The 14263-nt window shown below is 52.6% G+C and carries 11 protein-coding genes and 1 pseudogene; 8 read left to right on the forward strand and 4 right to left on the reverse strand.

Features of this window, described 5'->3' with window-relative positions; all coding sequences use genetic code 11:
• Positions 1–134 precede the first annotated feature (134 nt).
• Positions 135–542 carry a histone-like nucleoid-structuring protein H-NS gene (hns, locus tag FKM52_RS06610; protein WP_141175585.1) on the reverse strand — a complete coding sequence of 136 codons (408 nt, stop codon included), beginning with the start codon at positions 540–542 and terminating at the stop codon, positions 135–137.
• A 501-nt stretch (positions 543–1043) separates the two neighbouring features.
• Between hns and tdk the strand changes: the two genes are divergently transcribed.
• The gene (gene tdk, locus FKM52_RS06615; protein WP_141175404.1) at positions 1044–1649 is read left to right on the forward strand and encodes a thymidine kinase; all 606 of its coding nucleotides are present in this window, start codon (positions 1044–1046) and stop codon (positions 1647–1649) included.
• A gap of 373 nt (positions 1650–2022) precedes the next feature.
• Here the strand turns inward: tdk and adhE are convergent, their stop codons facing one another.
• Positions 2023–4710 (reverse strand): bifunctional acetaldehyde-CoA/alcohol dehydrogenase, encoded by a 2688-nt coding sequence (gene adhE, locus FKM52_RS06620; protein WP_141175405.1) that lies wholly within the window; start codon positions 4708–4710, stop codon positions 2023–2025.
• A gap of 468 nt (positions 4711–5178) precedes the next feature.
• On the opposite strand from adhE, the gene FKM52_RS06625 reads away from it, so the two are divergent.
• A complete protein-coding gene (locus FKM52_RS06625) occupies positions 5179–5826 on the forward strand; it encodes a YchE family NAAT transporter (RefSeq protein ID WP_141175406.1) in 648 nt (215 codons plus the stop codon).
• 159 nt (positions 5827–5985) lie between these two features.
• Here the strand turns inward: FKM52_RS06625 and FKM52_RS06630 are convergent, their stop codons facing one another.
• Positions 5986–6342, reverse strand: coding sequence for a hypothetical protein (locus tag FKM52_RS06630; RefSeq protein WP_141175407.1), 357 nt, complete (start codon positions 6340–6342; stop codon positions 5986–5988).
• 97 nt (positions 6343–6439) lie between these two features.
• Here FKM52_RS06630 and FKM52_RS06635 point away from each other — a divergent pair.
• The 6 genes and pseudogenes from FKM52_RS06635 (at position 6440) to oppF (ending at position 13815) form a co-directional block, all read left to right on the forward strand.
• Positions 6440–8054 (forward strand): annotated as a pseudogene (locus FKM52_RS06635) (ABC transporter substrate-binding protein).
• A gap of 163 nt (positions 8055–8217) precedes the next feature.
• Complete coding sequence (gene oppA / locus FKM52_RS06640; RefSeq protein WP_141175408.1) at positions 8218–9858, forward strand: oligopeptide ABC transporter substrate-binding protein OppA; 1641 nt, start codon at positions 8218–8220, stop codon at positions 9856–9858.
• A gap of 90 nt (positions 9859–9948) precedes the next feature.
• On the forward strand, positions 9949–10869 hold the full coding sequence (gene oppB / locus FKM52_RS06645) for an oligopeptide ABC transporter permease OppB (RefSeq protein ID WP_141175409.1): 921 nt from the start codon (positions 9949–9951) through the stop codon (positions 10867–10869).
• Between the two features lie 14 nt (positions 10870–10883).
• The gene (oppC, locus tag FKM52_RS06650; RefSeq protein WP_141175410.1) at positions 10884–11792 is read left to right on the forward strand and encodes an oligopeptide ABC transporter permease OppC; all 909 of its coding nucleotides are present in this window, start codon (positions 10884–10886) and stop codon (positions 11790–11792) included.
• 11 nt (positions 11793–11803) lie between these two features.
• Positions 11804–12817 (forward strand): ABC transporter ATP-binding protein, encoded by a 1014-nt coding sequence (oppD, locus tag FKM52_RS06655; protein ID WP_141175411.1) that lies wholly within the window; start codon positions 11804–11806, stop codon positions 12815–12817.
• On the forward strand, positions 12814–13815 hold the full coding sequence (gene oppF, locus FKM52_RS06660; RefSeq protein WP_141175412.1) for a murein tripeptide/oligopeptide ABC transporter ATP binding protein OppF: 1002 nt from the start codon (positions 12814–12816) through the stop codon (positions 13813–13815). Before oppD ends, oppF begins: the two co-directional genes overlap by 4 nt.
• A 111-nt stretch (positions 13816–13926) precedes the next feature.
• Here the strand turns inward: oppF and FKM52_RS06665 are convergent, their stop codons facing one another.
• Positions 13927–14250, reverse strand: a complete 324-nt coding sequence (locus tag FKM52_RS06665; RefSeq protein ID WP_141175413.1) for an HI1450 family dsDNA-mimic protein — start codon at positions 14248–14250, stop codon at positions 13927–13929.
• Positions 14251–14263 lie beyond the last annotated feature (13 nt).

Here is a 14263-nt window from a genome sequence, read left to right on the forward strand (position 1 = left end):
ATTCAGATATAAAAAAGGAAGCTATTAGCTTCCTTTTTTTATGGGTATACCTGGTGTATAAAAAGAGTGCAACAAAACGATCAATAAAAAACCCCATCGGCAAATGGGGTTAAGGGAAGCACCCTGAACAGGAATTACAGCAGGAAATCGTCCAGCTGTTTGCCTTCCTCTTCAATGGCTTTTTTGATAACTGCTGGAGTACGGCCCTGACCGGTCCAGGTTTTAGTTTCGCCATTTTCATCAACGTATTTGTATTTAGCCGGACGCGCAGCGCGTTTAGCTTTACCGCTTGATTTTGTGGCTGCCATGGTTTGCAGCAGTTCATTCGGGTCAATGCCATCTGCAATCAGCATTTCACGATACTGTTGAAGTTTACGCGTACGTTCTTCAATTTCAGCCTGCGCCTGGCTTTCTTCTTCGCGACGTTCGTTAACGATGACTTCCAGCTTTTCCAGCATCTCTTCCAGAGTTTCCAGAGTACATTCTCTGGCCTGGGCGCGCAGTGTACGGATGTTGTTCAGAATTTTAAGTGCTTCGCTCATTGTCCTAATCTCAAAATATATTGGGTGGGAGAAATGTTCTGCCTGACAATAATAGAGGCGGAAAAAAAGAACTGCAATAGTTAATTTTGTAAGAAATTCACAAAGTCTTTTTAAAGTGCGATTTGCATAACGCAATTGGTGGAAAGTTATAGATGCCGGAAGTGAAAATAAGCGCGTCGCTTTAAACATCACCCATAAACATCCTCAGGATGCAAAGGGCTATCCGTACAGCCTATCGTTTAAATCAGGGTATAGCTAAACCTTAGTCAACAATAGGAGACTTTCTACAGCGCGCTTATCGAAGCGCGGATAATAAGAGTCAGGTTTGCGCTTTTATCATTTTATGCCACAGCGGCCCATTATGACAGAAGCGCTGTCGGGATAACCCTCCGCTGCGGTTAAAGAGGATATTCTTATTGACGGGTTGCCCCACCGGGGCGCACGCGTTGTGATACAATCCGGCCGCTATTTTTGTTTAACCCTTTTGGCGGAGTTTGGCCCATGGCTCAGCTTTATTTCTATTACTCGGCGATGAACGCTGGGAAATCCACCGCATTGTTGCAGTCTTCTTATAATTATCAGGAAAGGGGGATGCGTACGCTGGTCTGGACCGCAGAGATAGACGATCGTTTTGGCAGCGGCAGGGTAAGCTCACGTATCGGTCTTTCGTCGCCGGCTAAATTGTTTAACAATCAGACTTTACTGATGCGTGAAATTACTGAAGAACATCAAAAAAAGCCGGTACACTGCATTCTGGTTGATGAATGCCAATTTTTGACCCGCGATCAGGTTAGAGAACTTTCTGATGTGGTCGACTACCTTGATATTCCCGTGCTCTGTTATGGTTTGCGCACTGATTTCCTCGGTGAATTATTTAGCGGCAGTCAGTATTTATTAGCCTGGGCTGACAAACTTGTTGAATTAAAGACTATTTGTCACTGCGGACGTAAAGCCGGCATGGTACTGCGACTTGATGGTGATGGGAAGCCCTATGCTGAAGGGGAGCAGGTGGTTATCGGCGGCAATGAGCGCTATGTCTCCGTATGCCGTAAACATTATAAAGAAGCGCTTGCTAACGGCTTTCTGGCGCCGGTCAAGTCTGACTAATGGATTCCTGTAGGGAAGGCGGGAACGTCGCTTATAGCGGCTTACAGCGCGTTTTTGATAAGTGAATGCGCTGAGTCCAGCACCCCGCAGCAAATCATCGGCAGCGCTTTTCTGTACGCAATGTAATGATTCCCTCAGGTGGTAGTAAATCTCCCTCTTTACCGCCGGCGGTATTGTTGGCGCCTGCAAAGGCATACCCAAACCTCTAAGAGGCAGAGGCAGAGGCAGAGGCAGAGGCAGCCGTTCCTGTGAATCTCCAGCCGCGAGTAATAAGCGGAGCCAAAGCCACGCCTCGTTACGGGCATGCTCACAGCGGCAATTTGCCACGGCAATAAAAAAACCCGCCGCAGCGGGTTTTTCTTTAACCTTAAAATCAGGCTTTTTTAGCTTTCTTCACGGCTTTACTCTCCTGAACCGGTTGAGCGCTAATCGCTTCAGCTACGGATTCAAAAGGCTCTACGTATTCACGTCCGTAGAAAGTATCCAGCATAATCTGTTTCAGCTCAGCGATCAGCGGATAGCGCGGGTTAGCGCCGGTGCACTGGTCATCAAAAGCATCTTCAGCCAGCTTGTCCACTTTCGCCAGGAAATCCGCTTCCTGTACGCCCGCTTCGCGAATTGATTTCGGAATGCCCAGCTGCGCTTTCATCTCTTCCAGCCACGCCAGCAGTTTTTCGATTTTCTGCGCGGTGCGGTCGCCAGCAGCGCTCAGACCCAGATGATCGGCTATTTCTGCATAACGACGGCGCGCCTGCGGACGATCGTACTGGCTGAAAGCGGTCTGCTTAGTCGGGTTGTCATTGGCGTTATAGCGAATAACATTCGAAATCAGCAGGGCGTTGGCCAGGCCGTGCGGGATATGGAACTCGGAGCCCAGCTTGTGCGCCATAGAGTGACATACGCCAAGGAAGGCGTTCGCAAAGGCGATGCCGGCAATGGTTGCGGCATTGTGTACGCGTTCGCGCGCCACCGGGTTTTTCGCGCCGCTGTGATAACTGTTCGCCAGGTTATCTTTCAGCAGCTTAAGCGCCTGCAGAGCCTGACCATCAGAATATTCATTAGCCAGCACCGATACATAGGCTTCCAGCGCGTGGGTTACCGCATCGAGACCACCGAAAGCGGTCAGCGATTTTGGCATATTCATTACCAGGTTTGCGTCGACAATCGCCATATCTGGGGTTAAAGCATAATCCGCCAGCGGATATTTCTGGCCTGTCGCGTCGTCGGTTACTACCGCAAACGGCGTAACTTCCGAACCGGTACCGGAGGTAGTGGTAATAGCGACCATCTTCGCTTTCACGCCCATTTTCGGGAACTTGTAGATACGTTTACGGATATCCATAAAGCGCAGCGCCAGCTCTTCGAAATGTGTTTCCGGATGTTCGTACATTACCCACATAATTTTGGCCGCATCCATCGGTGAACCGCCGCCGAGCGCAATAATCACGTCCGGTTTAAAGGAGTTCATCTGTTCAGCGCCTTTACGCACGATGCTCAGCGTCGGATCGGCTTCTACTTCAAAGAAAATTTCCGTTTCGAGGCCGTGAGACTTCAGTACGGAGGTAATCTGATCGGCATAGCCGCTATTAAACAGGAAGCGGTCAGTGACGATAAATGCGCGTTTAGCGCCATCCGTTGCCACTTCTTCCAGTGCGATTGGCAGCGAACCGCGGCGGAAATAGATAGATTTTGGAAGTTTATGCCACAACATATTCTCAGCTCGCTTGGCCACGGTTTTCTTATTAATAAGATGTTTAGGTCCAACGTTCTCCGAAATAGAGTTACCGCCCCAGGAACCGCAGCCCAGCGTCAGGGAAGGCGCCAGCTTAAAGTTATACAGGTCGCCGATACCGCCCTGCGAAGCTGGTGTGTTGATCAGAATACGCGCGGTTTTCATTTTGTCGCCAAAATAGTTAACGCGCTCACGCTGATTGTCCTGATCGGTATAAAGGCAGGAGGTATGACCGATGCCGCCCATCGCCACCAGTTTCTCCGCTTTATCTACCGCCTGGGCAAAATCATCTGCGCGGTACATTGCCAGCGTCGGCGACAGTTTTTCATGGGCGAAAGGTTCGGTTTCATCAACCACTTTTACTTCGCCGATCAGAATCTTGGTATTTGCCGGCACTTTAATGCCCGCCATTTCGGCAATTTTCACCGCCGGCTGGCCAACAATCGCAGCGTTGAGCGCGCCATTTTTCAGCAGAATATCCTGCACCGCTTTCAGCTCAGTGCCCTGCAGCAGATAGCCGCCGTGGCTGGCGAAACGTTCGCGTACCGCTTCATAAACGGAATCCACCACGATAACAGACTGCTCGGAAGCGCAAATAACGCCGTTATCGAAGGTTTTCGACATCAGAATAGAGGCGACGGCGCGCTTGATATCCGCCGTTTCGTCAATAACTACCGGCGTGTTGCCTGCGCCAACGCCGATGGCCGGTTTACCTGAACTATAGGCGGCCTTCACCATGCCTGGTCCACCCGTCGCCAGAATCAGGTTGATATCGGGGTGATGCATCAGCTGGTTAGAGAGTTCGACGGAAGGCTGATCGATCCAGCCGATAATGTCTTTCGGCGCGCCGGCGGCGATGGCAGCCTGCAATACGATATCCGCCGCTTTGTTGGTGGCGTCTTTTGCGCGCGGATGCGGCGAGAAGATAATACCGTTACGGGTTTTCAGACTGATCAGCGCTTTAAAGATAGCGGTTGAAGTCGGGTTAGTGGTAGGTACGATACCGCAAATCAGGCCGGTAGGTTCTGCGATGGTAATGGTGCCGAAGGTGTCATCCGTTTCGAGGATGCCGCACGTTTTCTCATCTTTATAGGCGTTGTAAATATATTCTGAAGCAAAGTGGTTTTTAATCACTTTATCTTCCACAATACCCATACCGGACTCGGCAACGGCCATTTTGGCCAGAGGAATACGGGCGTCAGCAGCAGCCAGCGCGGCAGCGCGGAAGATGTTGTCGACCTGTTCTTGAGTGAAGTTGGCATATTCGCGCTGTGCTTTTTTCACACGTTCAACAAGTGCGTTAAGTTCAGCGACATTGGTAACGGCCATAATACTCTCCTGATAGAAGTTAAACTCTTTTAGTAAGCGAGCCTGAAGAGTCGTCGCCTGCGTTATGTCGTGCAGGCTGCGCAATGTGCGCTTTACCTATTCTCATGCCGTTTACTGAAAGAGTTTCTATGGAGGCGGCGCTAAAAATGCAGCGCCAGTCGTTATCAACTCCTTTTGATGTCCTGAGCTTACCTGGATCGAGGTAGTTATTTTTTGATGCAGATCAATATTCCTTAAAGCTGATACCTTTCAGCAAGGTTATTTTTTGAACTGAATCGAATTTTTTACAATATAAAGGGGAACTATTGTTAATTCGAATCACATGCTGAGCAAGCCGTTAACAATAGTGATTATAGCCGGTATCCTCGCTAAGTTAAGCGTATTATTCTGCTATGGTGGGCTGGTTACCTTGAGGTTTTTCTATTAAATTAAGCCAGTTAACTTTGGCACAGTTTTGTGGAGCGGTTTGTGAATAACCTGGCGCTGGATCTGTCTGGCTATATTAAATTTTTTGTCGGTCTGTTTGCGTTGGTTAACCCCATCGGCATTATTCCGGTGTTTATCAGCATGACCAGCTATCAGGCTGTTGCTGAAAGAAATAAAACTAACCTGACGGCTAACCTCGCCGTTGCGATTATCCTCTGGTCTGCGCTGTTCCTGGGCGATGCGATTCTGCACGTTTTTGGCATCTCTATTGATTCTTTCCGTATCGCCGGCGGCATCCTGGTGGTGACTATCGCCATGTCGATGATTAGCGGCAAGCTGGGAGAAGACAAGCAAAATAAGCAGGAAAAATCAGAAACGGCGGTACGTGAGAGCATCGGCGTCGTGCCGCTGGCGCTGCCGTTGATGGCGGGCCCCGGCGCTATCAGCTCTACCATCGTCTGGAGCACTCGTTATCATAGCTGGGTGAATCTGTTGGCCTTCAGCGTCGCTATCGCGCTGTTTGCTTTCTGCTGCTGGCTGCTGTTTCGTGCGGCGCCGATGATGGTGCGCATGCTGGGGCAAACCGGCATTAACGTTATTACTCGTATTATGGGTCTGCTGTTAATGGCGCTGGGTATTGAGTTTATTATCACCGGTCTGAAGGCCAGTTTTCCTGGCCTGCTGGGCTAATTTTGTGCAGGCGTTTACGCTGTTTAATTTCAGGTAAACGCCCGATCCTCTCCTGATGATCCCTTTGTAAAACCCGCCTTTGCTCTTTTCTGATGCATATGCAGCGTTTTATGCACTTTTTTAGGGCATTTATTCATGCTGCTTCCTGGCTACACTGCACTATTCGTTTCCCTGCTGAACTTTTTCCGACGGCGCTCTGTTGCCTGTAAATGTGATTATTTTCACATCACAGCGTGCGTTATTTTTTTCATTTGTAAGGCTTTTATCGGCAATACCTGCCTGAGGGTAGCTAAAAATGCCAGGTAAAAACAAAGTTATGAATTTTTGCTTGTTTTGTAACCTGTAAATTATCCACTCTGCTGCATTTACTCCGTTTATGCTTTTTTTCATGATGGATATCAGTGGGATAGATAATAATTTGTTGGCAAAAATAATTCTTTCTTGATACGAACGATCGTGATAAAAGAGAAATGGATAACATTTTTGGCATTTGTATTTGGCGCAGAAAAAATTCATCTGTTAATTTCCGGTAAAAGAATTTTCCGTTCTCATCAAGTGAGAATGAATTTTGCTTAACAGCCAGAGCGGTAACTTTTCGAGAGCAAGGAATTTAATGAAATCAGCCATTTTCAAGCGCTATAGCAGTGTGACCGTAACGCTTTTGCTCGCTTCGTTATGCAATGCGCAGGCTGCCAGCGTACCGCCAGGAACAAAGCTGGCGCAGCAACAGGCGATTACCATTAATAACGGCAGCGAGGTTGCTTCGCTCGATCCGCATAAAACGGAAGGGGTGCCGGAAAGCAACGTTATTGCTAATCTGCTGGAAGGGCTGCTTGCGACTGATAATTCAGGACGCCTGGTGCCGGGCGTCGCTCAGCAATGGCGGCAGGAAAATAATGTCTGGACCTTTACCCTGCGTCCGGATGCGCGCTGGAGTAACGGCGCAGGATTTCGTCTACAGCTGGCAGCGGCTGGCCGATCCGAAAACGGCGTCTCCCTATGCCAGCTATCTGCAATATGCGCATATCGCTAATGTGGATGAGATCATCGCCGGACGGCAGCCGCCGTCAGCGCTGGGCGTTAAGGCGCTGGATGCCCGCCATTTACAGGTTACGCTAACTCAGCCGGTGCCTTATTTTACCGCCATGCTGGCGCATACCGCCTTAAAGCCGGTCTATCGTCCGGCGATAGAACAGTGGGGCGATAAGTGGACGCGCCCGGAACATTATATCGGTAACGGCGCCTATACCTTAGACGGCTGGGTTGTTAATGAAAAAATTATCCTGAAGCGCAACCCGCAATACTGGGACAATGCTCATACGGTGATTGAAAGCGCCGTCTTTTTGCCTGTCAGTTCGGAAACCAGCGATGTTAATCGCTACCGCAGCGGCGATATCGATATCACCAACAGCGCCGTTCCGCCGGAGCTGTTTACGATGCTGAAAAAAGAGCTGGGCGCGCAGGTTCGTGTCAGCCCTTATCTCTGCACTTTTTATTACGAATTAAATAATCAGCGCCCGCCGTTTAACGATGCGCGCGTGCGTACCGCAGTGAAACTTACGCTGGATCGGCAAATTATTGCGGAGAAGGTGATGGGGCAGGGGCAGATTCCCGCTTTTAGTTTCACGCCGCCCTATATTGATGGCGGGAATTTCACCGCGCCCGCCTGGTTTAAGCTGACGCAGGCGGAACGGAACGCGCAGGCGAAAAAGCTGCTGGCGGAGGCGGGCTATAGCGCAGATAAGCCGCTCTCCTTTACGCTGCTCTACAACACCTCCGATCAGAATAAAAAGCAGGCAATCGCCGCCGCCTCGATGTGGAAAAAAAATCTTGGCGCCAGGGTTACGCTGCAAAACCAGGAGTGGAAAACCATGCTGAATACGCGGCATGCAGGCGATTATGACGTTGCGCGCGCCACCTGGTGTTCCGATTACAACGAGCCGTCTACCTTCCTTAATATGCTGCTCAGCAACTCTTCCACTAATACGGCCTTTTATCGCAGCCCGGCGTTTGACGCGCTGATCGCCCGCTCGCTTAATACGCGCGACGATGCGCAGCGTGCCGCGCTTTATCAACAGGCGGAAGCGCAGCTGGATAAAGATTCCGCGCTGGTGCCGGTCTATTATCGCGTCAGCGTGCGGCTGGTGAAGCCGTGGGTCGGCGGCTATACCGGTAAAGATCCGCAGGATCTGCAGCAGATTAAATATTACTACCTCACCCAACATTAACCTGCCGCCCGGCGCAGATCGGGCGCAGATGATGATAGCCCTTACGTCATAAGTGTAAGTAAACCCTGTCCAGCTTCAGGTTCCGGAGCGTGAGACAGGCTACCCGGACAGCGGGAAAAGCCGCAGGCTGATGCTGCGGTAATGATAAAAAACTGGAGTAAACATGAACAACATCACAAAAAAAAGCCTGGCCGCGCTGGGTGTTATGGCGGCGCTGGGCGCGCTGACGGCAACCGGCGCGCTGGCGGCCAATGTGCCGGCTGGCGTTCAGCTGGCGGACAAGCAGGAGCTTATCAGGGGGAACGGCGCCGAGCTGCAGTCGCTCGATCCGCATAAAGTGGAAGGCGTGCCGGAAGCTTATGTCAGCCGCGATCTTTATGAAGGGCTGGCGATTACCGATGACAACGGCAAAGTAATACCGGGCGTAGCGGAGAGCTGGGAAAGCAAAGAGGGCGGTAAGGTTTGGATTTTCCATCTGCGCGACAGTGCAAAATGGTCCAACGGCGAACCGGTGACGGCGAAAGATTTCGTCTACAGCTGGCGTCGTCTGGCCAGCCCGAAAACCGCCTCTCCCTATGCCAGCTACCTGCAATACGGCCATTTGCTGAATGTTGATGATATTATCGCCGGTAAAAAGGCGCCCGATACGCTGGGCGTAAAGGCTATTGACGATCTTACGCTGGAGGTGACGCTCAGCGAGGCGGTGCCCTATTTTGATAAACTGATTATTCATCACTCTATGTCGCCGGTTTATCAGCCGGTGGTGGATAAATTTGGCGATAAGTGGACGCAGCCGGAAAACTTTGTCGGCAACGGCGCGTTTAAAGTCAAAGAGTGGGTAATCAATGAGCGCCTGGTCGTAGAGCGTAACCCGCAATACTGGGATAATGCGCGCACCGTACTGAATAAAGTCACCTTCCTGCCGATTTCATCTGAGGTTACGGATGTTAACCGGTATCGCAGCGGCGGCAGCGATATGACCTATAACAATCTGCCGATCGAGCTTTATCAAAAGCTGAAAAAAGAGATCCCGCAGGAAATTCACGCCGATCCCTATCTCTGCACCTATTACTATGAAATTAACAACCAGAAACCGCCGTTTAATGACGTGCGCGTGCGCACCGCGCTGAAGCTGGGCATCGATCGCGACATTATCGTCAACAAGGTGAAGGCGCAGGGCGAAGATCCCGCATGGAGCTATACTCCGCCTTATACTGACGGCATGGCGATTACGAAGCCGGAATGGATGGGCTGGACGCAGGAAAAACGTAATGAAGAGGCGAAAAAACTGTTGGCGGATGCGGGCTATGGTCCCGGCAAGCCGCTGACCTTTAATCTGCTGTATAACACCTCCGATCTGCATAAGAAGCTGGCTATCGCTGCCGCCTCTATCTGGAAAAAGAACCTTGGCGTAGAGGTAAAACTGCAAAATCAGGAGTGGAAGACCTTCCTTGATACCCGTCATCAGGGCAACTTTGACGTGGCGCGCGCCGGCTGGTGCGCCGACTATAACGAGCCGACCAGCTTTTTAAATACCATGCTTTCCGGCAGCAGCAACAATACCTCGCACTATAAGAGCGAGGCGTTTGATAAGCTGCTGGCTCAGGCGCTGGCCGCGCCCAGCGAGGCGGCGCGCAGCCAGTTCTACAGCGAAGCGGAGAAGCAGCTGGATAACGATTCCGCTATCGTACCGATCTACTACTACAAAAACCTGCGTCTGGTGAAACCTTACGTTGGCGGCTACAGCGGCAAAGATCCGCTGGATAACTCCCACGATAAAGATCTCTATATCATTAAACATTAATGCAGGTTTCCGGGCGGCCTCGTGCCGCCCCTTGATGAAGCAATATGGCTTTGGGCGGTGTGCTGAAGCCATAATTATCGGGTACGGGCAATGTTAAAGTTCATTCTGCGTCGCTTCCTTGAAGCTATTCCGACGCTGTTTATTCTGGTTACCATCTCCTTCTTTATGATGCGCCTGGCGCCTGGCAGCCCGTTTACCGGCGAACGCGCCTTAACGCCGGAGGTGATGGCGAATATCGAAGCGAAATATCATTTAAACGATCCCATGTGGAAGCAGTACGGCAGTTATCTGATTCAGCTGGCGCATGGCGATTTCGGCCCTTCATTCAAATATAAAGACTATACCGTTAACGATTTGGTGGCCGGCGCCTTTCCGGTTTCGGCGAAGCTCGGCGCGGCGGCGTTTATTTTCGCCGTGCTGCTGGGAGTATCGGCGGGCGTTGTTGCCGCACTGAACCAAAACAGTAAATGGGATTATGCGGTAATGAGCGTCGCCATGACCGGCGTGGTAATACCCAGCTTTGTGGTGGCGCCGCTGCTGGTATTAATTTTCGCCATTACGCTGAAGTGGCTGCCCGGCGGCGGCTGGAACGGCGGGGCGCCTGAATTTATGATTCTGCCGATGGTGGCGTTATCGCTGGCCTATATTGCCAGCATTGCACGTATTACCCGCGGCTCGATGATTGAAGTGATGCACTCCAACTTTATTCGCACCGCGCGCGCGAAGGGATTACCGATGCGTCGCATCGTGCTGCGCCATGCGTTAAAGCCTGCGCTGCTGCCGGTACTTTCCTATCTTGGCCCCGCCTTTGTCGGCATTATTACCGGCTCGATGGTAATTGAAACTATTTATGGTTTACCCGGTATCGGCCAGCTGTTTGTGAATGGCGCGCTAAACCGCGACTATTCGCTGGTGCTGAGCCTGACCATTCTGGTCGGTACGCTGACGATTATTTTTAACGCGATCGTTGATGTGCTGTATGCCGTTATCGATCCGAAAATTCGCTATTAATATCGGGGTTCGCCATGTTATTGAGTAAGAAAAATAGCGTTGCGCTGGATTCCTTCAGCGAAAAACTTGAGGTGGAAGGGCGTAGCCTGTGGCAGGATGCGCGGCGTCGTTTTATCCACAACCGCGCGGCGTTGGTCAGCCTGTTTATGCTGCTGTTGATCGCGCTGTTTGTAATTATCGCTCCCTGGGTCTCGCCTTTTACCTACGACGACACCGACTGGGCGATGATGTCCGCCGCGCCGGATATCGCCTCCGGGCACTACTTCGGCACCGATTCGTCCGGGCGCGATCTGCTGGTGCGCGTCGCGATTGGCGGACGTATTTCATTAATGGTGGGTATTGCCGCCGCGCTGGTAGCGGTAGTTGTGGGCACGCTGTACGGCACGCTGGCGGGCTACCTCGGCGGCAAAACCGACTCGGTGATGATGCGCCTGCTGGAGATCCTCAACTCCTTTCCGTTTATGTTCTTCGTCATTCTGCTGGTAACTTTCTTCGGACAAAACATCCTGCTGATCTTCGTGGCCATCGGTATGGTTTCCTGGCTTGATATGGCGCGTATCGTGCGCGGGCAAACGCTGAGCCTGAAGCGAAAAGAGTATATTGAAGCGGCGCAGGTCGGCGGCGTCTCCACCATTAATATTGTGCTGCGCCATATTGTGCCGAACGTGCTGGGCGTGGTGGTGGTATACGCCTCGCTGCTGGTGCCGGGCATGATCCTGTTTGAATCCTTCCTCAGTTTCCTGGGGCTGGGAACCCAGGAACCGCTCAGCAGCTGGGGCGCTTTGCTTAGCGACGGCGCTAACTCAATGGAGGTGTCGCCGTGGCTGCTGCTCTGGCCCGCCGGTTTCCTGGTAGTGACGCTGTTTTGCTTCAACTTTATCGGCGATGGCCTGCGTGACGCCCTCGATCCGAAAGATCGTTAAGGAGTTTCCCGATGAGTACGATTGAACTGGAACCGGCGGTAACGCCAAATGCGGGAAGCGACCTGTTGCTTGACGTAAAAGATCTGCGCGTTACCTTCAGCACGCCGGACGGCGCGGTTACCGCCGTCAATAATCTCAACTTCAGCCTGCGGGCGGGAGAAACGCTGGGCATCGTGGGCGAATCCGGCTCCGGCAAATCGCAAACCGCCTTTGCCCTGATGGGGCTGTTAGCCAGCAACGGCACTATTACCGGCTCGGCGCGCTTTAACGGCAGCGAAATTCTTAACCTGCCGGAGAAGCAGCTTAACCGGCTGCGCGCTGAGCAGGTAGCGATGATTTTTCAGGACCCGATGACCTCGCTGAACCCCTATCTGCGCGTCGGCGAGCAGCTGATGGAGGTGCTACAGCTGCATAAAGGCTTAAGCAAGGCGCAGGCGTTTGAAGAGTCGGTGCGGATGCTGGATGCGGTGAAAATGCCGGAAGCGCGCAAGCGTATGCGGATGTATCCCCATGAGTTTTCCGGTGGGATGCGCCAGCGCGTGATGATCGCTATGGCGCTGCTCTGTCGGCCGAAGCTGTTGATCGCCGACGAGCCGACCACCGCGCTGGATGTGACCGTACAGGCGCAGATCATGACGTTGCTGAACGAGCTGAAGCATGAATTTAACACCGCCATTATCATGATTACCCACGATTTAGGCGTAGTGGCAGGTATCTGCGATAAGGTGCTGGTAATGTACGCCGGGCGTACCATGGAATATGGCAGGGCGCGCGACGTTTTTTATCAGCCGACGCATCCCTATTCGCTGGGGCTGCTCAGCGCGGTGCCGCGTCTCGATACCGAAGGCGACACGCTGATGACGATTCCGGGCAATCCGCCGAACCTGTTACGCCTGCCGGCGGGCTGTCCGTTTCAGCCGCGTTGCCCTTACGCAATGGACATTTGCGCCAGCGCGCCGCCGCTGGAACCTTTTGGCGCGGGGCGCCTGCGCGCCTGCTTTAAGCCGGTGGAGGAGTTAGCATGAGCGCCGTAGCTGAGAAAAAAGTGCTGCTTGAAATCGCCGATCTGAAGGTGCATTTCGAGATTAAAGATGGCCGACAGTGGTTCTGGCAGCCGGCTAAAACGCTGAAGGCGGTAGATGGCGTCAGCCTGCGCCTGTATGAAGGCGAAACGCTGGGCGTGGTGGGCGAATCGGGCTGCGGTAAATCGACGCTGGCGCGGGCGATTATTGGTCTGGTGAAGGCCACGGAAGGACGCGTCGCCTGGCTGGGGCGCGATCTGCTCGGCCAGAGCGAAGAGGAGTGGCGCAGGGCGCGCAGCGATATCCAGATGATTTTCCAGGATCCGCTGGCCTCGCTGAATCCGCGTATGACTATCGGCGATATTATTGCCGAACCGCTGCGCACTTATCACCCCTCAATGCCGCGTCAGGAAATCAAGGATCGCGTCAAAACGATGATGATGAAGGTGGGGCTGCTGCCGAACCTGATTAACCGCTATCCCCATGAGTTTTCCGGCGGTCAGTGCCAGCGCATCGGTATCGCGCGCGCGCTGATTCTGGAACCGAAGCTGATTATCTGCGATGAGCCGGTATCGGCGCTGGACGTTTCTATTCAGGCGCAGGTGGTTAACCTGCTGCAGCAGCTGCAGCGTGAGATGGGGCTGTCGCTGATCTTTATCGCGCACGATCTGGCGGTGGTAAAGCATATTTCCGATCGCGTGTTGGTGATGTATCTCGGCCATGCGGTGGAGCTGGGCACCTACAGCGAGGTGTATAACCATCCGCAGCATCCCTACACCCGTGCGCTGATGTCGGCCGTGCCGATTCCCGATCCCGATCGGGAGAGAAACAAGGAGATCCAGCTGCTGGAAGGAGAGCTGCCGTCGCCGATCAATCCGCCGTCGGGCTGTGTATTTCGCACGCGCTGTCCCATTGCCGGACCGGAGTGCGCCAAAACGCGTCCGCTGCTGGAGGGCAGTTTCCGCCATGCGGTTTCCTGCCTGAAGGTTGATCCGCTGTAAGCAGCGAGAAAAACGGCTGCCTTACGCAGCCGTTTTTCTGTTTCAGGCCGACGTCTTCCCGCGCAACGCAGCTGTGCATCGTGCGGCGGCAAAAGGGGCGCTCAGGCAGCGCTATTCCCGCCAGAGAATATGGCACAGCTTGTGATCTTTCTCGCGGCAGAGCAGTACGCGTGCGAACACGTCGGTTACCGGTTCGCCTTCCGCCTCGCCAAGGCCAATCACCACTTCAGCGAAAAAGTCCGGGTTAATATCGAAATCAACGTGCTCCTGCCAGTCTTCAGAAGGATCGAACAGCTCCGCGCCGCCGCGCTCTTCAAACTGCAAATTAAACAGGATGATATCGGCCGGATCGAGGTTATCGCCCGCCAGCTCAAGAAAGATATCGTAAGCCTGTTCCAGCGTTTCATCTTCGGTAAGACGGTTGTTTAAGTCCATAATCTGTCCTGTA

It is taken from the genome of Mixta tenebrionis, assembly GCF_006517625.1.
In the GTDB taxonomy this organism is placed as follows: domain Bacteria; phylum Pseudomonadota; class Gammaproteobacteria; order Enterobacterales; family Enterobacteriaceae; genus Mixta; species Mixta tenebrionis.

What these genes read in the sequence shown, in the direction of transcription:
- hns (WP_141175585.1), bottom strand. Translation starts at nt 542, where the DNA reads ATGAGCGAAGCACTTAAAATTCTGAACAACATCCGTACACTGCGCGCC.
- tdk (WP_141175404.1), top strand. Translation starts at nt 1,044, where the DNA reads ATGGCTCAGCTTTATTTCTATTACTCGGCGATGAACGCTGGGAAATCC.
- adhE (WP_141175405.1), bottom strand. Translation starts at nt 4,710, where the DNA reads ATGGCCGTTACCAATGTCGCTGAACTTAACGCACTTGTTGAACGTGTG.
- FKM52_RS06630 (WP_141175407.1), bottom strand. Translation starts at nt 6,342, where the DNA reads ATGAATTTTTTCTGCGCCAAATACAAATGCCAAAAATGTTATCCATTT.
- oppA (WP_141175408.1), top strand. Translation starts at nt 8,218, where the DNA reads ATGAACAACATCACAAAAAAAAGCCTGGCCGCGCTGGGTGTTATGGCG.
- oppB (WP_141175409.1), top strand. Translation starts at nt 9,949, where the DNA reads ATGTTAAAGTTCATTCTGCGTCGCTTCCTTGAAGCTATTCCGACGCTG.
- oppC (WP_141175410.1), top strand. Translation starts at nt 10,884, where the DNA reads ATGTTATTGAGTAAGAAAAATAGCGTTGCGCTGGATTCCTTCAGCGAA.
- oppD (WP_141175411.1), top strand. Translation starts at nt 11,804, where the DNA reads ATGAGTACGATTGAACTGGAACCGGCGGTAACGCCAAATGCGGGAAGC.
- oppF (WP_141175412.1), top strand. Translation starts at nt 12,814, where the DNA reads ATGAGCGCCGTAGCTGAGAAAAAAGTGCTGCTTGAAATCGCCGATCTG.
- FKM52_RS06665 (WP_141175413.1), bottom strand. Translation starts at nt 14,250, where the DNA reads ATGGACTTAAACAACCGTCTTACCGAAGATGAAACGCTGGAACAGGCT.